Source organism: Vibrio cyclitrophicus (assembly GCF_024347435.1).
Lineage (GTDB): Bacteria > Pseudomonadota > Gammaproteobacteria > Enterobacterales > Vibrionaceae > Vibrio > Vibrio cyclitrophicus.
In genome coordinates this window covers 615,945-641,134 of sequence record NZ_AP025480.1, presented here as the reverse complement: position 1 = coordinate 641,134, position 25,190 = coordinate 615,945, and the positions used below count along the sequence as shown (strand labels likewise).

At 44.0% G+C, this 25,190-nt stretch carries 17 protein-coding genes; 8 read left to right on the top strand and 9 right to left on the bottom strand.

The features are described from left to right. Positions 1-82: 82 nt before the first annotated feature. Both ftsH and rlmE read right to left on the bottom strand, forming a co-directional pair. Entirely contained in the window at positions 83-2,047 is a 1,965-nt protein-coding gene (gene ftsH / locus OCW38_RS03030) for an ATP-dependent zinc metalloprotease FtsH (protein WP_261895044.1), read from the bottom strand. A 107-nt stretch (positions 2,048-2,154) separates the two neighbouring features. Continuing rightward, positions 2,155-2,784 carry a 23S rRNA (uridine(2552)-2'-O)-methyltransferase RlmE gene (gene rlmE, locus OCW38_RS03025; protein ID WP_010436116.1) on the bottom strand — a complete coding sequence of 210 codons (630 nt, stop codon included), beginning with the start codon at positions 2,782-2,784 and terminating at the stop codon, positions 2,155-2,157. A gap of 114 nt (positions 2,785-2,898) precedes the next feature. On the opposite strand from rlmE, the gene yhbY reads away from it, so the two are divergent. Continuing rightward, entirely contained in the window at positions 2,899-3,195 is a 297-nt protein-coding gene (gene yhbY, locus OCW38_RS03020) for a ribosome assembly RNA-binding protein YhbY (protein WP_004734509.1), read from the top strand. Between the two features lie 134 nt (positions 3,196-3,329). Here the strand turns inward: yhbY and greA are convergent, their stop codons facing one another. Then, positions 3,330-3,803, bottom strand: a complete 474-nt coding sequence (gene greA / locus OCW38_RS03015; protein ID WP_010436111.1) for a transcription elongation factor GreA — start codon at positions 3,801-3,803, stop codon at positions 3,330-3,332. Between the two features lie 513 nt (positions 3,804-4,316). Here greA and OCW38_RS03010 point away from each other — a divergent pair. After that, the gene (locus OCW38_RS03010) at positions 4,317-5,369 is read left to right on the top strand and encodes a porin (protein WP_010436108.1); all 1,053 of its coding nucleotides are present in this window, start codon (positions 4,317-4,319) and stop codon (positions 5,367-5,369) included. Positions 5,370-5,437: 68 nt separating this feature from the next. Here OCW38_RS03010 and OCW38_RS03005 read toward each other — a convergent pair whose 3' ends face one another. After that, a complete protein-coding gene (locus tag OCW38_RS03005; protein ID WP_261893540.1) occupies positions 5,438-6,775 on the bottom strand; it encodes an IS4 family transposase in 1,338 nt (445 codons plus the stop codon). 160 nt (positions 6,776-6,935) lie between these two features. Here OCW38_RS03005 and dacB point away from each other — a divergent pair, with 160 nt between their 5' ends. Then, on the top strand, positions 6,936-8,369 hold the full coding sequence (gene dacB / locus OCW38_RS03000) for a serine-type D-Ala-D-Ala carboxypeptidase (RefSeq protein ID WP_261895040.1): 1,434 nt from the start codon (positions 6,936-6,938) through the stop codon (positions 8,367-8,369). Between the two features lie 126 nt (positions 8,370-8,495). On the opposite strand, the gene OCW38_RS02995 is transcribed toward dacB, so the two are convergent. Next, complete coding sequence (locus OCW38_RS02995; RefSeq protein WP_016768990.1) at positions 8,496-9,341, bottom strand: magnesium transporter; 846 nt, start codon at positions 9,339-9,341, stop codon at positions 8,496-8,498. Positions 9,342-9,765: 424 nt separating this feature from the next. After that, complete coding sequence (gene tyrS, locus OCW38_RS02990; protein WP_004734518.1) at positions 9,766-10,953, bottom strand: tyrosine--tRNA ligase; 1,188 nt, start codon at positions 10,951-10,953, stop codon at positions 9,766-9,768. Positions 10,954-11,082: 129 nt separating this feature from the next. On the opposite strand from tyrS, the gene OCW38_RS02985 reads away from it, so the two are divergent. Next, a complete protein-coding gene (locus OCW38_RS02985) occupies positions 11,083-12,372 on the top strand; it encodes a peptidoglycan DD-metalloendopeptidase family protein (RefSeq protein WP_010436072.1) in 1,290 nt (429 codons plus the stop codon). 91 nt (positions 12,373-12,463) lie between these two features. Here the strand turns inward: OCW38_RS02985 and OCW38_RS02980 are convergent, their stop codons facing one another. From OCW38_RS02980 to erpA, 3 genes are all read right to left on the bottom strand, one after another. Then, complete coding sequence (locus tag OCW38_RS02980) at positions 12,464-15,577, bottom strand: efflux RND transporter permease subunit (protein ID WP_261895037.1); 3,114 nt, start codon at positions 15,575-15,577, stop codon at positions 12,464-12,466. Between the two features lie 10 nt (positions 15,578-15,587). Further along, entirely contained in the window at positions 15,588-16,712 is a 1,125-nt protein-coding gene (locus OCW38_RS02975) for an efflux RND transporter periplasmic adaptor subunit (RefSeq protein ID WP_261895035.1), read from the bottom strand. A 341-nt stretch (positions 16,713-17,053) separates the two neighbouring features. Then, positions 17,054-17,395 (bottom strand): iron-sulfur cluster insertion protein ErpA, encoded by a 342-nt coding sequence (erpA, locus tag OCW38_RS02970; protein ID WP_004734539.1) that lies wholly within the window; start codon positions 17,393-17,395, stop codon positions 17,054-17,056. Positions 17,396-17,691: 296 nt separating this feature from the next. Here erpA and hemL point away from each other — a divergent pair, with 296 nt between their 5' ends. The 4 genes from hemL (at position 17,692) to OCW38_RS02950 (ending at position 25,154) form a co-directional block, all read left to right on the top strand. Continuing rightward, positions 17,692-18,987 carry a glutamate-1-semialdehyde 2,1-aminomutase gene (gene hemL, locus OCW38_RS02965; protein ID WP_261895033.1) on the top strand — a complete coding sequence of 432 codons (1,296 nt, stop codon included), beginning with the start codon at positions 17,692-17,694 and terminating at the stop codon, positions 18,985-18,987. Between the two features lie 342 nt (positions 18,988-19,329). Further along, complete coding sequence (locus tag OCW38_RS02960; RefSeq protein ID WP_261895031.1) at positions 19,330-20,415, top strand: AI-2E family transporter; 1,086 nt, start codon at positions 19,330-19,332, stop codon at positions 20,413-20,415. A gap of 110 nt (positions 20,416-20,525) precedes the next feature. Next, a complete protein-coding gene (rsmC, locus tag OCW38_RS02955) occupies positions 20,526-21,548 on the top strand; it encodes a 16S rRNA (guanine(1207)-N(2))-methyltransferase RsmC (protein WP_010436055.1) in 1,023 nt (340 codons plus the stop codon). A 216-nt stretch (positions 21,549-21,764) separates the two neighbouring features. Continuing rightward, on the top strand, positions 21,765-25,154 hold the full coding sequence (locus OCW38_RS02950; RefSeq protein WP_016787808.1) for a response regulator: 3,390 nt from the start codon (positions 21,765-21,767) through the stop codon (positions 25,152-25,154). The last annotated feature ends 36 nt before the right edge of the window (positions 25,155-25,190 follow it).

The following is a 25,190-nucleotide window of genomic DNA, read 5'->3' as shown; positions in this document are numbered from 1 at the left end:
CTGGTCTTAAAGGTAAAAACATCTTGGGCTAGAAACAGAAAAACCCTGAGCGTACTCAGGGTTTTAATTTAAAGCTTAGCGATTAAGAATCTTTGTTTTGAGCATCATCTGATTCAGATTTAACTTCTTCAACTTTCGATTCTTCAGCTTTTGGTTCGGCTGCTTCTTCTGATTTCGCTTCAGGTTTAGCTTCTTCCTTTGCAGGTTCTGCTTTCGCCTGGTCACCCCAACCAGCAGGCTCGCGAATGTCGTCTTTACGTTCCATCAGGTCATCAATCTGACCAGCATCAATCGTTTCAAACTTCATTAGTGCATCTTTCATCGAGTGCATGATATCCATGTTCTCTTCGAGAATTTGCTTCGCACGAGCGTAGTTGCGGTCGATTAAGATACGAATTTCTTCATCGATCAACTTAGTTGTATCGTCAGAAACATGTTTCGCTTGGCTCATGCCACGACCTAGGAAAACTTCGCCTTCTTCTTCAGCATATAAAAGAGGGCCCAGTTTTTCAGAGAAGCCCCACTGCGTGACCATCTTACGAGCAATATCAGTTGCACGTTCGATATCGTTAGACGCACCAGTCGAAACTTTGTCTTTACCGTAGATAAGTTCTTCAGCAAGACGACCACCGTACAAGCTAGAGATCATTGATTCTAGATGTTGGCGAGACATACTTACGCGGTCTTGCTCAGGTAGGTACATAGTTACACCAAGCGCGCGACCACGTGGAATGATTGAAACCTTGTACACTGGATCGTGTTCTGGTACCAAACGACCAACAATTGCGTGACCCGCTTCGTGGTAAGCCGTTGACTCTTTCACTTCTTCAGACATCACCATCGAACGGCGCTCAGCACCCATCATGATTTTGTCTTTCGCAAGTTCAAACTCGACCATCGAAACATTTCGCTTGTTACCACGAGCAGCAAACAGCGCCGCTTCGTTCACAAGGTTTGCAAGATCTGCACCAGAGAAGCCTGGAGTACCACGAGCAATCAGAGATGGTTCAACATCACCCGACAGTGGAACTTTACGCATGTGTACTTTAAGAATCTGTTCACGACCACGTACATCAGGCAGACCAACCACAACTTGGCGGTCAAAACGACCAGGACGAAGTAATGCAGGGTCTAGTACGTCTGGACGGTTAGTTGCAGCGATAACGATAACACCTTCGTTACCTTCGAAACCATCCATCTCAACCAGCATTTGGTTAAGTGTTTGTTCACGTTCATCGTGACCACCACCAACACCAGCACCACGTTGACGACCTACAGCATCGATTTCATCGATAAAGATGATACAAGGTGCTGCTTTTTTCGCTTGCTCGAACATGTCACGCACACGAGATGCACCAACACCAACAAACATTTCAACGAAATCAGAACCTGAGATAGTAAAGAACGGTACTTTCGCTTCACCAGCAATTGCTTTTGCAAGCAACGTTTTACCAGTACCAGGAGGACCAACCAACAGGATACCAGTAGGAATCTTACCACCTAGCTTTTGGAAACGACTAGGGTCGCGAAGGTAATCAACCAGCTCTTTAACGTCTTCTTTTGCTTCGTCACAACCAGCAACATCCGCAAACATCGTTTTAATTTGTTCTTCGCTCATCATACGAGCTTTGCTCTTACCAAAAGACATAGCGCCTTTACCGCCGCCACCGCCTTGCATTTGACGCATGAAGAAAATCCACACACCAATTAGTAAGATCATAGGGAACCAAGAGATGAAGATAGTGCCGAGTAAGCTCTGCTCTTCAGGTGGTGTACCCTGAACTTTTACGTTTTGATTAATTAAGTCATCAAGTAGCTTTTGATCATAAACAGGCATGTAAGTTACATACTTAGAACCACCGCCACGACGTGTGAAGGTAATTTCGCTGTTATTGAACTGTGCGTCTTGAATCTGGCCTTGGCCAACTTCCTGTACAAACGTGGTGTAATCTACTGCTCTGCCGTTGCTTTCCCCAGGGCCGAAGCTCTGGAATACCGACATCAACACTACCGCGATAACAAGCCACAGAATTAAATTTTTTGCCATGTCACTCAAGGTGTAAGCCTCTCGATAACTAATTGTAATTAAAGGTAGGGTACTACAGTTTGTAACCTGTAGCCATGTTGTTAACTCTCACTCTTGGAAGAGAATCGTTAACCTTTGTAACCAGTGGCTACGATGAACACTTCACGAGATCGAGCTCGAGAAGAGTCGGGTTTTCTAACTTTGACTGTTTTAAACATCTCACGGACGTCCTTAACATATTGGTCAAAGCCTTCGCCTTGGAATACTTTTACAACAAAACTACCATTGGTAGCTAGAACTTGTCGACACATATCCAAAGCTAATTCAACTAAATACATAGCTCTTGGCTGATCTACAGAATTATTGCCTGCTATATTAGGTGCCATATCAGACATCACCACATCAACCATGTTGGGTTGTATACGTTCCAATAAGGCATCTAGAACAGCTTCTTCCCGGAAATCACCTTGTAAAAAGCTAACTCCGGCAATCGGGTCCATTGGTAACAAGTCACACGCGATGATTTGTCCGTTGTCGCCAATAATCTTAGCAGCATATTGAGACCAACCGCCAGGCGCTGCGCCCAGATCCACAATGGTCATCCCAGGAGACAGCAATTTATCTTTAGATTGAATCTCTTCCATTTTGAAATAAGCACGTGAACGATAACCTTTCTTTCTTGCTTCGTTTGCGTACTTGTCGTCGAAGTGTTCCTTCAACCAACGACCTGAACTGGCCGAGTGTTTCTGTTTGCTCATTGGATACCTAAATTGGAGGAAAGTACTAATTGCTGAATAAATTATAGTCTTCAGCTTTAGATGGCGTTAAAATAGGTTTTTTCAACCCTAATACTAAATAAAATTGGCCGCGTAATGAACCTAAGTACCAAACAAAAGCAGCATCTAAAGGGCCTAGCTCACAGTTTAAAACCTGTAGTGCTAATGGGCGCAAATGGACTTACTGAAGCTGTTCTAGCGGAAATCGAATTAGCTCTAGACCACCACGAACTGATCAAGATTAAAGTTGCATCAGAAGACCGTGAGACTAAGCAACTGATTATCGATGCAATTGTACGTGAATCTAAAGCTGAAAAAGTACAAACTATCGGTAAAGTTCTTGTACTGTTCCGTCAGTCAGAAGCACGTAAAATCGAGATTCCACGCAAATAAGCTAGTTTGACTTCAAGCTAGCTCCGCAATAACGCAATAAGAAAGCCATAGTGCTTATCTTTTAGTGTAGCGTGAGAAACGAAAAAGGTCGCATTAAGCGACCTTTTTACTTATCAGAAACAAAGCAAATTCAATTAGATGTATTCTACTTTGTCGATTTCGAAGTCTTTATCACCGCCAGGGGTAGAAATATGAACTTCGTCACCTTCCATCTTACCGATCAAACCGCGAGCAATAGGTGATTTAACTGAAATACGACCGGTTTTGATATCGGCTTCATCTTCAGAAACAATTTGGTAACGGAATTCATCATCAGTATCCACATCAACCAAAGTCACTGTCGTACCAAAGATGATCTTACCTGTGTTATCCATCTGGGTTACATCGATGATCTGAGCCAGTGATAATTTGTATTCGATATCTCGAATTTGAGCTTCACAGATACCCTGCTCTTCACGAGCTGCGTGGTATTCAGCATTCTCTTTCAAGTCACCTAGTTCACGTGCTTCACCAATAGCTGCTGAGATAACAGGGCGTAGCTTAAGTAGGCGATCTAATTCGTCACGTAGCTGCTGAGCGCCACGTACTGTCATTGGAACCTTTTCCATTTTTTACCTCTATGCCAAAGCTTTCTTTGACCAACATAAATTCACCCAACATCTTTATTAGGTGATAGAAACAAAACAATTTGGCTTAGTGTAAACAAACTTGATAGCTAAATCACCTTTATTCCACTTTGCGTTATAAAAGCTTTATCTAGGTCTAAATTACAGACATCACAGAAATGAATAATAACCTCCTCATCAATAAATCACCGACCAAATACCTAAAAAAAACAAAAACAAACCAAATAAATACAGATCACACTTTTATAAAAAAACATTAAAAACAAAAACTTAAACAACATTAAATATAATAAAACAGTGTTCACAATTTTTATTGATATCATTTTACTAACTAGCTATGGAACTTTAGGGGTAAAAAGTAACTCATGGATTGCACTGGCATTTTTTAGACTTCTGTTCTAATCATGGTTATGAAGCTTGATTAATACAGGCAATACACAAAAGGGTTCAAATCCTTGATAAAACTTCTATGGACAGTAATTAGGAAATAATAACATGAACAAGACTATGATCGCGCTTGCTGTATCTGCTGCAGCTCTTGCTACTAACGCTGTAGCAGCCGACGGTAAACAAGCTGGTGGTATTGACGGTACTTCTGTATACAGCTCAAACGGCACTTCTCTAGAGATCGGTGGTCGTGCGGAAGCTCGTCTATCTCTAAAAGATGGCAAAGCTGAAGACAAAACTCGTGTACGTCTTAACTTCCTAGGTAAAGTTGAAATCCAAGACGGCCTATACGGTGTTGGTTTCTACGAAGGCGAATTCACAACGGCTGAAAACGGCGGTTCTACTGATAACAACGACGGCGACATCACTAACCGTTACACATACGCTGGTATCGGCGGTGACTTCGGTGAAGTTACTTACGGTAAAAACGACGGTGCGCTAGGCGTAATCACAGACTTCACGGATATCATGTCTTACCACGGTAACTCTGCTGCAATGAAAATTGCTGTAGCAGATCGTTCAGACAACATGGTTTCATACAAAGGTCAATTCCAAGACCTAGGCGTAAAAGCAAGCTACCGTTTTGCTGACCGTCAAGAAGGTGTTGTTAATGGTTGTAACATCGGTGAGTACTGTGACAACGACGCTGATGGCTACTCTCTATCTGGTATCTACGCTATCGGCGACTCTGGCTTTAAGCTAGGTGCTGGTTACGCAGACCAAGCTGACCAAAACGAATACATGCTAGCAGCTTCTTTCCGTACTGAAGCGCTATACTTTGCTGGTACGTTCACAGATGGTGAACTAGCGAAGAAAGACGGTGACTACACAGGTTACGAATTCGCAACTGCTTACACGCTAGATAAGACTGCATTCACGCTAACGTACAACAACGCAGAAACAGATGGTGATACATCTGCTGACAACGTTGCAATCGATGCTACTTACTACTTCAAGCCTAACTTCCGTACGTACATTTCGTACAACTTCAACCTTATCTCTGAAGGTGACAAGTTCGGTAATGCTGACGGTGTAAACTTTGGCGCAACTAAAGTACAAGCTGAAGACGAGCTAGCTCTAGGTCTACGTTACGACTTCTAATTCTGATTATCTAATTGATTAATTAGTTAATTGAGAATCAAAACGCCCGCTCTCTAGCGCAACACCTATCATTTAAGGTGTTTAGATCGCACAGTGTAGCGAGTCTTACTAAAACGAACGGTCCTACCTTTGGGCCGTTTTTGTTTTTCGGGCAAAATATAACGTTTCACTCGCTCTCTCATAGCTCGCAGCTTTTTGGGAATAGAACCTGGAGAAGCGATAGCACACCACATTAGCTCATCTTGAATATCTCGAAGTGCCATCGTAAAGCTTATCCTAAGTGGTGAGACTTCTGCCTCTTTTGCTATTCGGCTAATCTCCAGACGGATTAAGTTATACGCGATAAGGATACCCCATACCTCTTGCTTTACACCCTCTACAGATTGACTGCGGAGCAGAATTTCATCTTCAAGCATGTCATGCTTAATCTCGCCATAACTCTTCTCGATTTCCCACCTTTCGAAGTACACGTCTAATAATGATTTTAAACTGTATTTTCTATCTGTTAGAGAAGTCAGCAGCCCTTGTATATGATTGGGTTGTTGTTCACCATCATCGGGGTATAGAGCCAGCCTCGCTTTCCACGTTTCCGGGAGGCTCGGGTCTTGCTTTCTAGCTTGTGGAGAGACTTTCATCTCTACAATCAGATCTCGCCCATCATCATCGAGTTGCTCGATGGTTTCATACTTCACATTCGACTTTATGGGCGTCATCCAGTGACTTGTCCCATGCTCTCGTTGCCAGTTAAGCATAAGCTCTGCGCTCAGGTAGCAACGGTCAAAAATGGTCAATGAATTCGGGACAGCTGATGAAATTAAATCTTTTGCATAGCTAATTTCACCTTTAGAACTTTCCCCAAAAGCCACATCATGAATAAGTCGACTCCGTAGGGATGTGAGTGCGCACATTCGAACGATTGGATATTCAGTGTGCCTGTCTTTTCGGTAGTAAACATATTGATAATGCTCAGCTAAGCTTGGGTTATCGTGCGTTCTAAACTGTGTGCCATCAATTGAAAATAGGCTCAAACCATTCCATTTATCACCCGCATCTTCCGACTGTGTCCAGTGCTTTGCTGTGATTGAGAATAATGACTCTAAAGGTTTAGCGGTGAGGCGCTTTCTCGCCTGGGGAATCGCACTAGGTGCAATAGACTCACCCAATGAGTTAGACAATTTGAGGTCGAGTTTATCGAGTACATCGGTAATCGGTCTATCTCGATAGAGACCAATACCAACGACTAACCATACAACAAGTTCGGCAGGTAACTTTCTACGACGCATACTCGCTTTGTTCGTTTCAGATAAAGCTTGGTTTATCCAATCTAGCGGAAGGTCTTTTTGGAACAAAGAAAGAGATTCTGGATTAGCAAAATCGTCAACATCGATTAACCAGTGTGACAGCATAAAAAATACCCTTAAACAGAAGTGCTTAAGGGTATTGTCAACCATCTGCAGGATCGTTCAACTGATCAGGAAAATGCTTAAATGATCAGTGTTAGCTCTCTAGCGGGCGTTTTTTATATCTGTATACTAAAAACATCAGCCATCCAAGAAAAAATCTTCTATGCGCCTTCTATCTACTCTACTTCTATGTGGCTTATCACTTGGTAGTTACTCACTTACCACTTTCGCCTACGCCCCTTTAAATAAACTGCCTGATGGCAGTAGCACAAGTCTAATCTTGGAATCCTTGAGTGGTGATTCAAATGAAATAAGCATCAACATTGATGGTTTTTATCCACCAGCCAGCACCTTAAAACTGGTCACCGCTTTGGCAGCAAAGTTGGAATTGGGGGATGACTTTCACTATACGACCAGCATAGCTCGTTCTAATAAAGATGTTGTGATCTCATTCAGCGGTGACCCAACGCTACAACGAGAGCAGTTAAAAAGGCTTTTAGCTCAATATGCTAAATCACAATCTAAAACTATTAACGGTAACCTGTATCTCGATAACTCAGCTTATACGGGCTATCAACGAGCGGTGGGGTGGCCTTGGGACATTCTAGGCGTTTGTTACAGCGCACCTTCTAGCGCGATGACGTTAGACAGTAACTGCGCACAAGCCTCTATTTATACAAAAGATAACGGCAGCACTCGAGTCTATATTCCCGCCCACTATCCGATAGACGTGACAACCATCGCAACCACCGTAACTCGCTCAGGGCAGAAGGCGACACAATGCGACTTAGAGCTCATTACCACTCCAGACAACGCTTACAAGCTCTCTGGTTGCTTAGTAGAGCGTAAGAAACCACTACCACTCAAGTTTGCGATTCAAAACCCCGAGCTTTATACCTATCAAGTCGTGACCTCACTGCTTAAAGAGCTGAAAATCCAAGTTAAAGGCGATGTGATTGTTGGTAAAAAAGCTAAAGCAGACAAAACTACGTTAGTCGCGAGCCACCATTCTGAAAAGCTTCCTGAACTGCTCGATACCATGTTGAAGAAATCAGACAACCTAATCGCAGACAACCTGACCAAAACACTGGGTGCAACGTTTTATGTCCAGCCTGGTAGTTTCAATAACGGCACCGAAGCGATAAAACAGATATTACTGACCAAGGCCAACATTGACCTAAACAAAGCACAGTTGGTTGATGGCTCAGGGTTATCGAGGAATAATCGCATGACCTCGCAAACTATGGCTCAGGTTCTGCGTTACATCTGGGATAACGACAAACAGCTCAACCTGATTGAGTCTATGCCTATATCTGGCACTAATGGAACGCTCAAGTACCGTCAGAGTATGAGAAAAGCACCAATCCAAGGTAATATTATTGCGAAAAGTGGGTCTTTGTACGGTAGCTACAACATGGCAGGTTTTGGTTTAGATAAAGCGGGCAATCCAAACTCTCTGTTTGTACAGTTTGTCCGTGATTACTTCCCTAAAGAGCAAGATCCAGAAAAACCTGTAGAAGCACCAATCACCCAGTTTGAACGAACTTTCTACAAAGGTGTGGTCGAACTCAGTCAAACACAAAGCAAATCTAAGTAATGTTTAGCTCTCTGTAAGCTTCTACTTAAACAATAAAAATGGCGCTGAAGATCGTATGATCTTCAGCGCCATTTTTGTTTCTAAGGTGTTTTTAGCTATTTTTATAGGTGCCTATTTTTATAGGAGCTAAGCGATACCGAGGAATGAGTTAACGACTGTAAAATAAATCCACATCCCTGAAATATCGACTATTGAAGCGAGGACTGGGCTCACCAGCACCGCAGGATCTAATTTGAATAACCGAGCAACAATTGGCAATCCAGCACCTAGCACGGTTGATATTGTCACTTGAATAAACAGAGCGACAGCAATCGCGTAAGCAATCATATTAATGTCGTAGCCACCCGTTGATTGGTTGTCACTGAACAGTAAGATGCGGCCTATCATCACCAAGGCAATCGCAAGTGCTAAGCAAATCGCGACTCTAAATTCTTTCCAAAGAACGTTCGCCCACTGGCGTTTCTTCAATTCACCAGTAGCTAGAGCTCTGATGACCAAAGTCGCCGCTTGTGTGCCTGTATTACCACCCGCAGCAGCGATTACCGGCATATAGATCGCCAGAAGTACTAGCTGGCTAAGAATGTCTTCATACTGAGCAATGATAAGCCCAGAGACAATACCCAGCAGCGCTAATGCAATAATCCAACCGATACGTTGCCTAACATGGCTAAGCACTCCAGTTGAAAGGTAACCCTGTTGAGGTTCAACCTCTGAGTAGATCAGCCCTAGTTGGTGAGCTAGATGTCGAGAGCGCTTCTCAAAGCCCTGCTCTTCTAGCTCACTAAGTAAAGTCTGAATCGTACTAAGAGAGCATTGCCCAAGTACTAACACCGCATCTTCAAGTGGCATACGGTTCAAAAGGTTAATTTGTTGCTCACGTCCGTACTGTTGAAAGGCATTAGATACAGCTTGGATGTCTTTCTCTGAGTACAGAGCTTCAATAGATAAAAAAGTGTTGTTCATTACCGTCATGGCGAATCTCCCGATTGGCAAAGGTAACGACCATCAAAACAAATAGCTTATAGCGAGTACACCAAGAGCATTTAACTCGTGTATCAAGAGCGTATAGCCCGTATATCAGGAGCGTATAGCTAAGCGCACCAAGAGCTTAAAGCGCTAATGTGTCTACTTGTTAGAATCTAGTGTGTGGAAAAGAATGAGGGGGAAAACAAAGATACCCTACCTGAACGGCAGGACAATAGATCAATACCGAGACAGGTTATTCTTCTCCATTCAAACTAGGAGGATGGTCGGTATTGTTCATAAAAATCTCCAGAATTACTGTCAATATGACAGCGCGCATAGTGTAGCAATGCACGTTCAAAAACTTCGTCAACTTTGTGTCAATAAAAAAGGCATCCGTGGATGCCTTTTGTTCAATTATTGATGTGTATTATTACTTAATAGTAATACGAGCAAACTTACGCTTACCTACTTGGTAAACTGCAGTACCTGCTTCAGGTACGAATTTGCTGTCTTCAATCTTCTCGCCTTCAAGCTTAGCAGCACCTTGCTTGATCATACGCATCGCATCAGAAGTAGAGTTTACAAGACCCGCTTCTTTTAGAACGTTAGCAATCGGTAAGCCTGCTTCGAATTCAAATTCAGGCATTTCGTCTGGTACTTGATTCTTAGCAAAACGGTTAACGAACTCTTGCTCAGCCGCTTCTGCATCCGCTTCACTGTGGAAACGAGCAATGATCTCTTTCGCTAGCAGTACTTTAACGTCACGAGGGTTTTTGCCCGCCTCAACGCCAGCTTTCAGTTCCGCAACTTCTTCAAGTGGACGGAAAGACAGTAGCTCGTAGTAGCTCCACATTAGATCGTCAGAGATAGACATGATCTTACCAAACATCTCGCTTGGTGCTTCGCTAATACCGATGTAGTTGTGCGCAGACTTAGACATCTTCTTAACGCCGTCTAGACCTACAAGTAATGGCATCATCAGTACCGCTTGTGGTTTTTGACCTGCTGCTTTTTGCAGCTCACGACCCATTAGAAGGTTAAACTTCTGGTCAGTACCACCAAGCTCAACATCACTCTCTAGTGCAACAGAGTCGTGACCTTGTAGAAGTGGGTACATGAATTCGTGGATTGCGATCGGTTGACCACCAGCGTAACGCTTTTTAAAGTCATCACGCTCAAGCATACGAGCAACAGTTTGGTTAGAAGCAAGACGAATCATGCCTTCAGCGCCAAGCTCAGATAGCCACTCAGAGTTGAAACGAATTTGCGTTTTCGCAGGGTCTAGAATCTTGAATACTTGCTCTTTGTAAGTTTCAGCATTCTTCAATACGTCTTCACGGCTTAGCGGTGGACGCGTTGAGTTCTTACCCGATGGGTCACCAACCATTGCAGTGAAATCACCGATAAGGAATGTCACTTCATGACCAAGCTCTTGGAAAGCACGAAGCTTGTTAAAGATAACCGTATGGCCTAGGTGGATATCTGGAGCAGTTGGATCGGCACCCAGTTTAATGCGTAAAGGACGACCTTCTTTTAATTTAGCAATCAGTTCGTCTTCTGGAATCAGTTCTTCTACGCCACGTTTGATCTCGGCTAGTGCAGCTTCAATACTCGCCATTCTTGTTCACTCCCACAGATTTGGCAAAAATATAATAATTAGACATCTTACTTGAATAGCGATGTATTTTGAAACCAGTTACACTATTCCGTCGTCTATTTTCATAATATTTACTGAACGAACCGGAACATGTTGTCTATTTTTGCACGCCTTCCTATTTTGCACCGGGCTTTTATCGCATTTTTTAGTGCCGTAATTTTCGTCGCGATTTTCTTACTACCCGATGTCAGCAGTTTACGTGACGATACGGGCGCTTTAGTGGTTGGGAAACATTACCCACTCACGATCAATGCATCGGCGCTTGTGAGTTCGAGTGATGCTCCGCCAACAGCTGTGCTTAGCTGGGAGAGATATACCGTTCGTTCAGGTGAAAGTACCTCGGTTTTATTCGAGCGAATTGGCCTCTCATACCGCCTGTTAATCACCCTACTCAATACCAACAATGATATTAAGAAACAGCTATCAAATCTAAGACCTGGCGACGTATTACAGTTCGGCTTCGATGAAAACAACGACCTTATTCAATTAAAACGACAACTTAGTGCGTTTGAAAGCTTTAAGATCACTAAGTCTGGTGATTCATTCTCCTCTAGCCTCGACAAAAAAGAAGTGGCCTACCAATACAATTATGCCGAAGCCAACATCACCTCTAACTTTTGGAATGCAGGTGTCAGTGCAGGCCTAACTGCAAACCAAATTATGGAATTGGCGGGGATCTTCGGTTGGGATATCGATTTTGCATTGGATATTCGTAAAAATGACAGCTTCAAAATCTTGTATCAAGAGAAAGTAGTAGAAGGTGAAGTGATTGGCCGCGGTAAGATTATGGCGGCTGTATTCAAAAACCAAGGTGATTCGTTTACTGCGGTATTGGATGATAAGAGTGGCAACTATTTCGATGAGAACGGTCGCGCAATGAAGAAAGCCTTTCTACGCTCACCGATTGATTTCCGTCGTGTAACATCGAATTTTAACCCAAACAGAAAACACCCAGTAACAGGCAAGGTTCGAGCTCATCGAGGTACAGACTACGCAGCCCCTGTAGGTACACCTATCTGGGCGGCCGGTGACGGCATCGTTCAGAAATCAGGTTACAACCAATTTAATGGTAACTACGTGTTCATTCGACACAGCAACACCTACATCACCAAGTACCTGCACATGAAGCGACGCATGGTTAAGGCTGGCCAGCGCGTAAAACAAGGCCAAACCATTGGTACCTTGGGTGGTACAGGTCGAGTGACGGGCCCGCACTTACACTATGAATTTTTGGTCAATGGTGTACATAAAAATGCGCGAACCGTGAAATTGCCTCAATCTAAGTCGTTAACAGGTAAGGCAAAAGCAACATTTATTGCGAACTCAGAGATTCGACTGAATAACCTTGAGCGATACGGCCAGTTGCTCGCGACTAATTAGATTACTAACGACCAATTAGGTTAAAAACCCTATAAGCCAACGAAAAGAGCGCCCACCAAGGCGCTCTTTTTTATTTCCGTCGAACCTGTACTTATCGTTCATCGTCGTTGCTTTGGAGTATATCGGGTTTATTATCTCGCCCTAGCATCAGCAAACAGGGCGTCAGCACCAAGGTTAGTACCGTTGCAAATGCCAAACCTCCAGCAATAGCCGTAGCGAGTTGCGACCACCATTGCGTACTCGGTGCACCAAACTCAATTTTTTGGTTAATCAAATCGATGTTCATCTCCAACACCATAGGCATCAAGCCTAAAATGGTGGTAACCGTGGTCAGCATTACTGGCCTTAAACGCTGAACTCCCGTTCTGAGAATCGCATCTCGCTTCTCCAAGCCGCGCTTTATCAGTTGGTTATAGGTATCAATCAACACGATATTGTTGTTTACCACAATTCCGGCCAATGCAATCACCCCAATACCAGACATCACTATACCAAACGGACGTTGGAAGATAAGCAAACCAACAAACACGCCAACCGTTGAGAACAACACCGCGCTAAGAATCAAAAATGCTTGGTAGAAGCTATTAAATTGAGTAATCAGAATCAAAGCCATTACCGCCAAAGCGACTAAGAAAGCACTTTGTAAGAAAGCAGAAGAATTTTCTTGCTCTTCATTTTGACCTCGGATACGGAACTCAACGCTACTCGGTAAGCCCAACTCGCTTAACGCTTGCTCGATCTTCGGCAGTTCAAGCGCAAGGTTATAGCCCTCTTCCATATCCGCCATGATATTCACCACACGCTTTCCATCAAGACGCTTAATCGTGTCTTGCTTGTGGTCGGGAATAATCTGCGCGAAGTTGGTAATCGGAACAAGACCAGCCGGTGTTTTGACTCTTAACTGGTCAAAGCGGCCAATGTCTCTCTTATCATTCGGATAACGCACTAAGATATCGACCTCTTCTGATGAATCATCAGGAAGGTAATCACCGATCTTTAATCCATTAGTCACAAACTGAACGGTATTACCCACCAAGGTAGCATCAGCCGAAAAACGCGCAGCATCATCTCGGCGAATATCCACCTTCCAGTCGATCCCGTCTTTGCTTGCAGTGTCGCTGATATTGGTCAGTGCTTGATTACCATCCGCCCAGTTTCTGACGATCTTTGCCGCTTGATTAAGCTGCTCTGGCGTCTTGGCCGAAAGCTCAATCACTAAGTCATTCTCAACCGGAGGCCCTGCATCTGGAAACTTATATTCAATCTCAACACCAGCGTATTGATCGGTTTGCACCTTTAACTCTTCAATGATCGCCTTAACACTGCGGCGGTATTGCCAATCAACGGGAGTAATCGATATCAAACCAATCTGGTCATCACCGCCAGTACGTGTGTAAACCGTGTCAAACTCATCATGATTGAGCATCTTTCGTTCAATATCGCGCATGATCAAATCTTTTTCTTGAATAGACAGATCACCATGAGATCGAACTTTAACGTTGAAGAATGGAGGGTCAACCTCTGGGAAAAACTCTGCACCGAGCCCTGCCTTTGAGTAGGTAAAACCAACTGCGATAGATAATACAATCGCACTAACAAGAATCTTAAACGGATGTTCAATAGCAATCGATAGTGTCTGGTAATACGCTTTAGTTAAACCTGTTGCTTGTGAGAAGTCACCATTGTGTAGTGCTACCATTCGAGCTTGGTTTTTAGGGGAAACGTATTGAGGTTTACCGATCAAGCCGCCTAGAACTGGAACAAACAGCAACGCCATAATCAATGAAGCAGTTAACGTGGCAATCAATGTTAATGGTAGGAACTTCATGAACTCTCCCGTCACATCTGGCCAAAACAGTAACGGAGCAAACGCAGCTAAGGTCGTTGCCGTTGATGCCGTTATTGGCCACGCCATACGTTTCGCAGCATCTCTGTAAGCGGCTTTACGCCCTTCACCTTCTTGCATTCGCCTGTCGGCAAATTCGGTAACCACAATTGCGCCATCGACCAACATACCCACTGCCATGATCAAAGAGAACAGCACCACGATGTTGACGGTTAGACCAAACACAGACAACACCAACAATCCCGTGAGGAACGATCCAGGAATTGAAATTCCGACCAATAGAGCGGTTCGAACACCAAGAATGGCGATGATCACGATCACCACTAAAATGATGGCGGATAAGATATTGTTTTGCAGATCGTTGAGCATGATCTTCACATCTTTAGATTCATCCCAAGTGTATTTGACCAAAAGGTTATTTGGCCATTCAGCTTGCTGCTGAGCACCTGCCATTACTGCCTTGACTAGCTCAACGGTTTCAATGATGTTTTCACCCGCTCGCTTCTTTATATCCAAGACAACCGCGGATTTGCCATCTAAACGGGCAAAGCTTTCAGGATCTCGAAACGCTCGGCGAACCGTAGCCACATCGCCAAAGGTCACGACCTGTTTACCATCCACTTTGATTGGCAACTCAAGTACGTCTTTTAAGGAGTTAAACACAGAAGGGACTTTGACAGAAAAACGCCCGTAACCCGTATCAACAAAACCGGCCGCTACTACTCGGTTATTCAAGGCGATCAGGTTATAGATATCCGCTTGATCTAGGCTATAGCTTTCCATCAATAACGGATCAACGATGATTTCAACGATGTCATCACGATCGCCTGCAATATCCACTTCTAGAATTTGGCGATAGCTTTCTAATTTATCTCCAACCTCTCGCGCAATTTGCACAATGGTACGTTCGGGAACAGTACCAAATAGCACAACAGACAAAACTGGTTGTTCAGATGCGAGTGTTACTTCATTTACGGTCGGTTCATCGCTGTCTTCTGGCAACTTGGGTTTGGCCAAATCGACAGCATCGCGCACATCCGCCATCGCTTTGGTAAGATCGACGCCAACATTAAACTCTAACACCACAGAGGCGTGCCCTTCTGCTGCGGTTGCTGTCATCTCTTTTACGCCTTCGATTGACCTAAGCTCTTGCTCAATAGGTCGAACCAATAAACGTTCTGCATCCGTTGGCGAGATCCCTTGGTGCCCGACAGAAACATAAATAATTGGGATGGTAATATCGGGGCTCGACTCCTTGGGTATCGTAATGTAAGTCACTGCACCTGTGACAAGAATTAGCGCCAATAACGAAAGCATTGTTCGTGCACGAGACAAAGCTGCATCAATAATTGAATACATCTGCTATCTCCTACTCAGCTTTCTCTTTAGAAAGTTCAGTACTTTGCTCGATAGCAATCACTGAATCACCATCACGTACAAAGCCTTGCCCAACCGTAATGATATCAACTTGTTGGCCTAGCCCAGTAAGCCAGACTCCATCTTGTTCTGCCTTTACTAATTGGATGCCCACAAACTTCACCATTGGTGAGTCACTAGCAGAGACCAAGGTTTTGACCCCGAGGTTACCCGCCTCATCCAATGCCAGCATCGCCGGTGTTATCTTGATTGCGTCTCTTGTTTCTAGATTGAGGGTTACTTCAGCACTGACACCGGCAGGTAACAGACCATCGGAGTTATCGATTTCAATCTCAATTGGGAAGGTATTGGTTGAGGCCGAAGATATTCGAGAGACGTAACGCAGCCGACCTTCCGCTTCTTCTCTTCCTAACAAACGGACCAAAGCAGATTGATTGACTAACAGGTGTTGGATATGGCGCTCACTGACATCAGCCTCAATAACCAGAGGATCAAGGTCAATCACGCCCGCGACTGGATCGCCAACCCCAACGAAATCACCCAATTCGACCATCAAATCCTGAACCACACCCGAAAAAGGCGAGGTAATTACAGTATTTTTTAAAGCCAACTCCGCATTGCGCATTATGGCTTTTGCTTCAGTTAAGGATGCCTCAGCGGTGGTATAAGCGATCTCACCTTGCAACCCTCTTTTCTTCAAAGACTGCGCTGCTTTGAATTCTTTTTGCTTCAAACGATATAACGCAGATGCTCGCTCCAGCTGAATCTCTAAGTCGCCTTTATCAATCTGAGCAATGGCTTGCCCTGCTTTAACCATATCGCCCTTAACAACATTCAATCTGACAATCTTGCCCGCGACTTCTGCACCTAGACGAGCATGCCGATCGGGCGCCGTTCTTCCATAGAGATCAATCGTTTTAAAGGTCGGGGATGAGGTGAATGTTTGAAAGGATACCTTTGCCAACGGAATTTCTGTCGACTTTTTTGCCGGCGACTCTTCCGCTTGCCCGACTCCTAAGCCAAGCCAGATCGACAATAAAATCACAAGAGCAAGTGAAACTAACCAAGGCTGCGTGAACTTTTGAGAAAGCGATGAGCCAGAAAAGTGAGTAGACATACCAAATCCTTTTGTGCCATGTGGTTTAGGTGTGCGATTTTATTGCACAACGTAATGTACAACATCCTGATGCACAAAGAGTTACCTTAACAGAGCAACACCGATCGAAGTTGGACGCTATCGACAATTTAAAAAACATGGCGTTTACTATAATTCAAACTGATGAGATAAATATTACACATCGAAATTGTAAATGTTTTTATAAGCTAAACGAATTGAATAGATTAGCTTACTCTCTGTTTTATATAATGATTTTCTTATAAACAAAAACGCCGAACATAAGTTCGGCGTTTACAGTATTTCCAAGATAACTTTTAACTCAAGTTAACTTTCGGGCCAGCCTATACGCTAAATGATGCGCCACAACCACATGTTGTTGTTGCATTAGGGTTGTTTACAAAGAAACGTGCGCCTTCTAGGCCTTCAGTGTAATCAACCATGCCGCCCATTAAGTACTGTAGGCTCATAGGGTCAACAACTAGCGTTACACCGCTGTTTACAATCGTAGTGTCGCCATCATTTACTTTTTCATCAAATGTGAAGCCGTATTGGAAGCCACTACAACCACCACCTGTAATGTATACACGCAGTTTTAGTTCTGGGTTTTCTTCTTCAGCAATTAGCGTTTGTACGCGGGTAGCTGCTGCATCAGAAAAAGACAATGGGATATTTACTTCGCTCACGACAACCTCTCTTACCTGTGTCAAAAACAACATGATACAAATCTAATTCGAGACCATAGTTGTTGAGTATTTTCTTATATTCTGATGATTATCTAATACCTGACTGAAACGTTCAAGTATTCACCACCGGATCGGTCCTTTTACTGCTGTAAACTCGCTAATATCTAACAATTAAAACGTGTAACCACACAAAACAACCAGATTCGGGTGATTATCTGGGCGAAAGCATTCCTACTTGGATTGTGGATAGGTACAATGCGTGCCAATTGGTCCGACAGTCAAAAGAGGATATATCAATGACCAAATCAGCAGAGCTATACGAAAAAGCACAGCAAACTATTCCTGGTGGCGTAAACTCTCCAGTTCGTGCATTCAATGGCGTAGGTGGTTCTCCAATCTTCGTTGAACGCGCTGACGGCCCACTTATTTTTGATGCTGATGGTAAAGCGTATATCGACTACGTTGGCTCTTGGGGTCCAATGATCCTTGGTCACAACCACGCTGTTATTCGTGATGCTGTGATTGCAGCAGCTCAACGCGGCCTTAGCTTCGGTGCTCCAACCGAAACTGAAATCAAAATGGCTGAACTTGTATCTGAGATGGTTCCATCGATGGAACAGCTACGTATGGTGAGCTCAGGTACAGAAGCAACAATGAGTGCGATTCGTCTAGCTCGTGGTTTCACTGGTCGTGACAAAATTCTTAAGTTTGAAGGCTGCTACCACGGCCACGCAGACAGCCTACTTGTAAAAGCAGGTTCTGGTGCACTGACTTTAGGTCAACCAAGCTCTCCTGGCGTACCAGCTGATTTTGCGAAACTAACACTAACAGCAACCTTCAATAATCTAGATTCAGTTCGTGAAATCTTCGCAGCAAACAAAGGCGAGATCGCTTGTATCATCGTAGAGCCAGTAGCGGGCAACATGAACTGTATCCCTCCTGTCGAAGGCTTCCACGAAGGTCTACGTGAAATCTGTGACCAAGAAGGTGCATTGCTAATCTTTGATGAAGTAATGACAGGTTTCCGCGTTGCTGAAGGTTGTGCTCAGGCTTACTACAACATCAAGCCAGACCTAACGTGTCTTGGTAAAGTGATTGGCGGCGGCATGCCAGTGGGTGCTTTCGGTGGCCGTAAAGATGTGATGCAATACATCGCACCAACGGGCCCTGTTTACCAAGCAGGTACGCTTTCAGGTAACCCTGTGGCAATGGCTGCTGGCTACGCATGTTTGAACCTTCTACGAGAAGAAGGCAACGAAAAGCGTCTAGCTTCAAAAACTAAGCAGTTGGCAAAAGGCTTCAAGCAACTTTCTGACAAGCACGGCATCCCAATGCTAGTTCATCAAGTGGGCGGTATGTTTGGTTTCTTCTTCACAGACCAAGAAACAGTAACCTGCTACGAAGATGTAACTAAGTGTGATGTAGAACGCTTCAAGCGCTTCTTCCACCTAATGCTAGATCACGGTGTTTACCTTGCACCTTCAGCATTCGAAGCAAGCTTTACTTCTCTTGCTCATGGTTCAAAAGAACTGGATGCAACACTAGAAGCGGCTGACCGCTCTCTTGCGATCATTGCTGCTGAAAGTAAATAATCGAAAGCACTTTATAAGTCGCTAACCGATTGAATTTAGGGCTGCATTAGATGTAGCCCTTTTTTATACATCGCGTTCATTAGCCACAAATATGACAGTTTTTTAGCCGTCAATTAAGGCTAAAGCTGAACCAAAAGCGATTAACGTTCCCAGAAAAGAAAAACCAACAGCATCAAGGTACCAAGGAACATTCTGAACCAAGGGATCTCTTTTTTTATTTGCTGTTCTTCGTCTTGGCATTTCTTATCTTTATTACAGCACCCCATAATCAAAACTCCTCATTGCTAACTCTCTGTTTTGCAGCCATTATAAACTCAGAACGCAAATATAGAGACCATTAACGTGTCAGAAAAACTCAAAATCAATACTAGCCACTGGGTGATCATCATTGCCCTACTTGCGGCGGCTTATGCTTGTTACTTGCTTATAGAGCCGTACGTCAACTCAATCGTGATGGCCTTTATCATTTCACTATTGATGTTCCCAATCCATGAGTGGCTTGAAAAGAAGATCCCTAATAAAGAAAACGTCGTTTCGCTACTTTCATGTGTAATCTTGACCTTTATTATTGTTATCCCTTTATTAGCCGTGTTTGCAGCGATTGTGCAGCAAGGCTCTTTGTTTTCTCAAAACACCTACCAATGGGTAACACATGGCGGCATTCAAACTCTATTTGCACACCCTTTGGTTGTTAAAGCCTTGTCGTTCGTCAACAACTACCTACCTTTTGACAACATTGATCCCCAATCCATCGCACAGAAAGTCGGTGAATTTGCGACCAGCTTCGGCTCAAAACTGGTTGGTATCAGTGCAAAAATCCTTGGTGATGCGACCAATTTCTTGATGGATTTCTTCTTGATGCTGTTTGTTCTGTTCTTCTTATTAAGAGATCACGACAAAATCATCAGTGTGGTTCGTCATATTCTGCCGCTGTCTCGTAGCCAAGAAGACAAACTTCTAACAGAGATAGAGCAAGTATCTAAATCAGCAGTAATGGGCTCATTCTTAACCGCCATCGCGCAAGGTTTTGCTGGCGGTTTAGGTATGTGGATTGCTGGTTTCCCAGGTCTATTCTGGGGCACTATGATGGGCTTTGCCTCTTTCATCCCAGTTGTGGGAACCGCATTAATCTGGATCCCAGCTGCAACTTACTTGTTCCTAACGGGTGATACCACGTGGGCAATTTTCCTAACGGTTTACTGTGTGGCGATCGTTGGTTCAATTGACAACCTTCTGCGTCCGCTGCTAATGCAAGGCAGCGCAGGCATGAATACCCTAATGATCTTCTTCTCACTGTTAGGTGGTATTCAACTGTTTGGCCTAATTGGTCTTATCTACGGCCCACTGATTTTTGCGATTACCATTGTCCTATTCAACATCTACGATGAAGAGTTTAAGGACTTTTTAAACCAGCAAGACAAGAGTTAATCAACGGTTCGACAACTTGGTTGCCGAACGAGTATTAAACACTTCAAGCTTTGGGCGGATTATGCGAAAATCCGCCCTCATTTTTTGCTAACGATTCAACAGAGTGTCCTATGTCAGCTTATATTGCCCCAAGCCAGATTGCTCAACGCCAACTCGCCTATTTTGAAGGCAAACATGTTTTAGTTGCAGGTGAGGCAGAAGACTTGTTCCCTGTTGAGTTAGCCAAGCATTGTGAATCTGTATCTGTATTCACCTCTAATTACAGCTACTACCGTCAGCTTGAAGGTTATAGCAGCATCCAACGCTTTTACGGTTCAGAGTTTACCGAAGAGACCGAAGCTGACTTAGTGATGCTGTACTGGCCAAAAGCCAAAGCGGAAGCAGAATTTTTGTTGGCGATGCTGTTTGCCAAGCTAGGCAAAGATACCGAGATCGTCGTGGTTGGTGAGAACCGTTCAGGCGTGAAAAGCATCGAGAAGATGTTTGCTCCTTACGGCAAAGTCGTTAAATACGATTCAGCACGTCGTTGCTCTTTCTACTGGGGTCAATGCTTCGAGCAACCACAAGCGTTCAACCTGCAAGACTGGTTTAAGACCTACACAGTTAACATTGATGAACAACCTCTGACGGTAAAAAGCCTGCCTGGCGTCTTCAGTCACGGTCAGTTCGATGTTGGTAGCCAACTTCTGTTGGATACCCTGCCAAAACTAAAAGGCAAAGTACTCGACTTTGGCTGTGGTGCAGGCGTACTGGGCGCAGTAATGGCATCTCGTCACCCTGATATCGATCTAGAAATGTGCGACATCAGTGCATTTGCCGTCGCATCAAGCCAAGCGACCCTCGAAGCGAATGGTTTAACGGGTAAAGTCTTCGCTTCAGATGTCTATTCTGATACTGCAGAAGACTACCAGTTCATCATCAGTAACCCACCATTCCATTCAGGTTTGGACACTAGCTACAGCGCGACTGAGACCTTACTTGCTCAGGCTCCTAAGCATTTGAAGCGTTCTGGTGAAATGATTATTGTTGCGAACAGTTTCTTAAAATATATTCCAATTATTGAACAGGCGTTTGGAAAATGCGCGACTCTAAATAAGACCACTAAATTCGCGATCTATCACGCAAACAAATAACCTATCTAGCACAGCGCAGGGTCATTATCTGCGCTGTCTGCTCATGTTTTTGTCAAAATTCTATAAAAATGAGCTTTTGCACACGCTTTAAATACCACTTACTTGTCAAAGTAAAAAAACTCGTTAATTTCGTTAAATTGGAACCCGTTAATTCTATTCTCTGTACTTGTTTTCGCCCCTTTTAGCAGTACATCAAAGGAAAGTAGTACCCAATTTATGTTTAGATTCTATCGTAAGCAGAAGTTTAAGCGCCTTCAAAATACCCTAATGTTGGCATTTCTTGTCCTCAGTATTACACCAGTGACACTTATCGCGATATTTTTCCTCCAATCGCACAGTCAGGATCTTCAGGAACAAAGCACCTCACACCTTGTTTCGGTTCGTGATACTAAGCAGCAGCAAATTGTCGATTACCTGCAAGCTCAAGAATCCCAAGTCATGGGCTTTGTTCGCTCAGAATTGGCCAATGCCAGTGGCGGACGCTTTTATGGTTTGATCAACGCCTTCCAGCGTCTCGGTTTAGATATTGACGAGGCACGTAGCAATGCTCAGCAACGCTACATCCAAGGCTCCGGTGATCAAATTAAAACATCGATTCTTCCAGAATCCAGCAGCTTTATAGGCAGTGAACGTTATCGTCTGCTGCACAAGCGCTACCATAACGCTTACCTAGAGCTGCTTAAACGCTCCGATTTTGACGATATCTTATTGGTTGATATTAACGGCAATGTGGCTTATTCGGTGTTTAAAAATGACGATTACGGCACCAATTTGCTGACTGGAAAATACAAAGATTCAAATCTCGGTGTTACCTTTCAACGCTTAGCAAAAGACGTAAAAGACAAACGTAAATCCAACGAAGATTACACGCCCGTTATTGTTTCCGACTTTAAAGACGAAGACGGAAAACAAACCGCATGGTTAGGTGCGCCTATCGTACAACAGGGCTATCTACACAGTTATGCGATGTTTAGACTACCGATTAACGGCATTACTAAGCTGATCGCCGATTTAAATAAGCGCTCAAATATTCAAACCCTTTTGGTTGGTGACGATCACTTGCCTCGCAGCCTTGCGCACTCACAAGAGTCGATTAATTTGAGTTTGGATGTTGTCGATAAGGCACTTGCCGGTGAAACAGCCGTTGGGACGTTTGATAACACTCAAGATCAAGCGATCATCGCAGCCTACACTCCTATTGATCTTAAATACGCAACATGGGCTTTGGTCGTGGAACTTCCAGAAAAAGAAGCCTTTGCTCGTATTCATCAGCTAGAAAAGATCTTCGTGATCGTTATGCTAACAGCGATCATTCTTGTATTTGTCGCATCGCATTATCTGTCTAACTTTATCACTTCCCCACTACTTAAACTGACGTGGGCTGCCGAGAAAGTCTCGGCGGGAGATCTTGATGAAACCATGATCAATACCGAACGCAAAGATGAAATAGGTCGCTTGGCGGTGAGTTTCGAAAGAATGCAGCGATCGATTCGTGACAAAATGCAGCTGATCAAGAGCCAAAACGATGAACTAGAGGACAACCTTAAGACCATTCAAAAGCAAAACGAAGAGTTGCAACTGGCCAATAAACTGAAAGATGAGTTCTTAGCCACCACCTCACATGAATTGAGAACGCCATTGCATGGCATGGTTGGTATTGCTGAAGCGCTGATATCTGGTGCCAACGGCCCTATTCCTGCCAGCCAGAAATACCAACTGGATATCATCATCAATAGTGGTCAGAGATTGGCAACATTGGTTGATGATCTTCTCGATTATCACAAAATGCGTTATGGCAGCTTGGACATTAAAAAGTCAGCGGTTGACCTGTCGGCTGCCACCAGCTTGGTACTTGAGTTATCTCATCACCTGTTAGGTAACAAACCAATCCGTATCATTAACCAAGTGCCGAGTGATTTAGGGCTCGTTTCATCCGATCCTCAACGACTTGAGCAAGTCATGTATAACTTGGTTGGCAATGCTATCAAGTACACATCCGAAGGCAAGATTGTTATCTCAGCAAGCGTTATCGACGACAACATTCGTGTACAAGTTGTCGATACAGGTCAAGGTATCCCAGCAGAATACCTTGAACACATCTTTGAACCACTGATTCAAGCAGGCCAAGATTCAAGTAACTATCGCCAAGGTGCAGGGCTTGGGTTATCCATTAGCCGTCAGCTCATTGAACTAATGGGCGGCTCGTTGTACGTGAGTAGTCAACCAATGCTTGGGACAACCTTCAGCTTCACATTACCTCTAGCTACCCAACAAGAATTGGATAGTTACAATGAATCAGGGAGCTACTCACACTTCCAAGCGCCAGATTTAATTGATAACTCTCAGCAAGAAAACAGTGTTATCAACGAAGACCCTAATGGTCCGTTGTTAGTGATTGCTGACGATGAGCCAGTCAACCTGCGCGTGCTAGACAGCTTCTTAAAATTGGAAGGTTACCGAGTTCGTACCGCATGTGACGGCCCTGAAACCATTGAACTGATTGAGAAAGAGAAACCAGAGCTACTTCTGCTCGATATCATGATGCCAGGTATGAGCGGCTATCAGGTTTGTGAAGCACTTCGTAAGCGATACGATCATGCACAGTTACCAATCATCATGCTAACGGCACTCAACCAAGCAGAAGACCGTGTTCGAGGTTTCGAAGCAGGTGCCAATGACTACTTATCTAAACCGTTCAACAAACAAGAACTGGCCGCTCGAATTACAGCGCATCTATCAGCAAGTAAAGCCGAACAGAGACGCCTTGAAAACGACCAACTGCAACTGGAACTCAAGCATAGAGCTATGGTTGAAGCTAACCTGTTGGAAACTCAAGGTCGACTGCTAGAACAACTAGAATCAGCCCCTGAAGCCATTATATGTATTCGTGATGACCAACGTATTCGCTTCGCCAACGAAGCGGCAGCGAAACTATTTAGACGTGGACAAGAACAACTCAAGCGTTCAATGGCCGACGAGATAATCGCGCCTAAATATCTTAAAGTGGAACAAGCCCATTACTGTGGTGATATTGATATCTACATAGATGACACACGTCAGCGCATACCAAGTGATATCCTTAAGCTACCTGAAGGCTCAGGGCTCGACACAATGTATATCTTTAATGTGGGTGGTGGTGTTAACTCAAACCGAGTTAATAATCTTGAAACCGCGGTTGAAGCACTTTCAAGCTACGCCTTTGAAGGTGACAAAGATAAACTACAACAGCTCAAGGAACTTGGCGGTGAGTTTACTCGCCTTGCTGATAAAGCGAGCGGTGAAGGTAAAAACAAACAAGAACTGATGCGTGAAGTACTAGTCGATGTCATGACTAATGCCATCATCTACTGGGAGTCTGTTACTGGTGAAACCAAGTTTGCCTTCGCAGAGAAAAGTGGGTTGTGGCGCGTCTATTTAGACCGCAGCACCCTGCAAACTCGAACGCTAGACAAATACCTACGCGTCGAAACCCTACCGAAAACGCCTCGCTGGCGAACGGTACTAAGCTCAATCGAATTCATACTTGAGCACTGTAAAGAACAAACACCAGAAAGAACTCATATTGAGATGCTAAGGGATAAACTACAGAAACTACTGACTAGTTAACCTTGAAGTAAGATCACAACACTGTGAATCATGGAG

Excerpts from the sequence above, each read along its gene's own strand:
- OCW38_RS02950 (WP_016787808.1), top strand. The coding sequence starts at position 21,765 with ATGTTTAGATTCTATCGTAAGCAGAAGTTTAAGCGCCTTCAAAATACC.
- OCW38_RS02995 (WP_016768990.1), bottom strand. The coding sequence starts at position 9,341 with ATGACGGTAATGAACAACACTTTTTTATCTATTGAAGCTCTGTACTCA.
- OCW38_RS03010 (WP_010436108.1), top strand. The coding sequence starts at position 4,317 with ATGAACAAGACTATGATCGCGCTTGCTGTATCTGCTGCAGCTCTTGCT.
- dacB (WP_261895040.1), top strand. The coding sequence starts at position 6,936 with ATGCGCCTTCTATCTACTCTACTTCTATGTGGCTTATCACTTGGTAGT.
- ftsH (WP_261895044.1), bottom strand. The coding sequence starts at position 2,047 with ATGGCAAAAAATTTAATTCTGTGGCTTGTTATCGCGGTAGTGTTGATG.
- rlmE (WP_010436116.1), bottom strand. The coding sequence starts at position 2,784 with ATGAGCAAACAGAAACACTCGGCCAGTTCAGGTCGTTGGTTGAAGGAA.
- OCW38_RS03005 (WP_261893540.1), bottom strand. The coding sequence starts at position 6,775 with ATGCTGTCACACTGGTTAATCGATGTTGACGATTTTGCTAATCCAGAA.
- greA (WP_010436111.1), bottom strand. The coding sequence starts at position 3,803 with ATGGAAAAGGTTCCAATGACAGTACGTGGCGCTCAGCAGCTACGTGAC.
- yhbY (WP_004734509.1), top strand. The coding sequence starts at position 2,899 with ATGAACCTAAGTACCAAACAAAAGCAGCATCTAAAGGGCCTAGCTCAC.
- OCW38_RS02985 (WP_010436072.1), top strand. The coding sequence starts at position 11,083 with ATGTTGTCTATTTTTGCACGCCTTCCTATTTTGCACCGGGCTTTTATC.
- tyrS (WP_004734518.1), bottom strand. The coding sequence starts at position 10,953 with ATGGCGAGTATTGAAGCTGCACTAGCCGAGATCAAACGTGGCGTAGAA.
- rsmC (WP_010436055.1), top strand. The coding sequence starts at position 20,526 with ATGTCAGCTTATATTGCCCCAAGCCAGATTGCTCAACGCCAACTCGCC.
- OCW38_RS02975 (WP_261895035.1), bottom strand. The coding sequence starts at position 16,712 with ATGTCTACTCACTTTTCTGGCTCATCGCTTTCTCAAAAGTTCACGCAG.
- hemL (WP_261895033.1), top strand. The coding sequence starts at position 17,692 with ATGACCAAATCAGCAGAGCTATACGAAAAAGCACAGCAAACTATTCCT.
- OCW38_RS02980 (WP_261895037.1), bottom strand. The coding sequence starts at position 15,577 with ATGTATTCAATTATTGATGCAGCTTTGTCTCGTGCACGAACAATGCTT.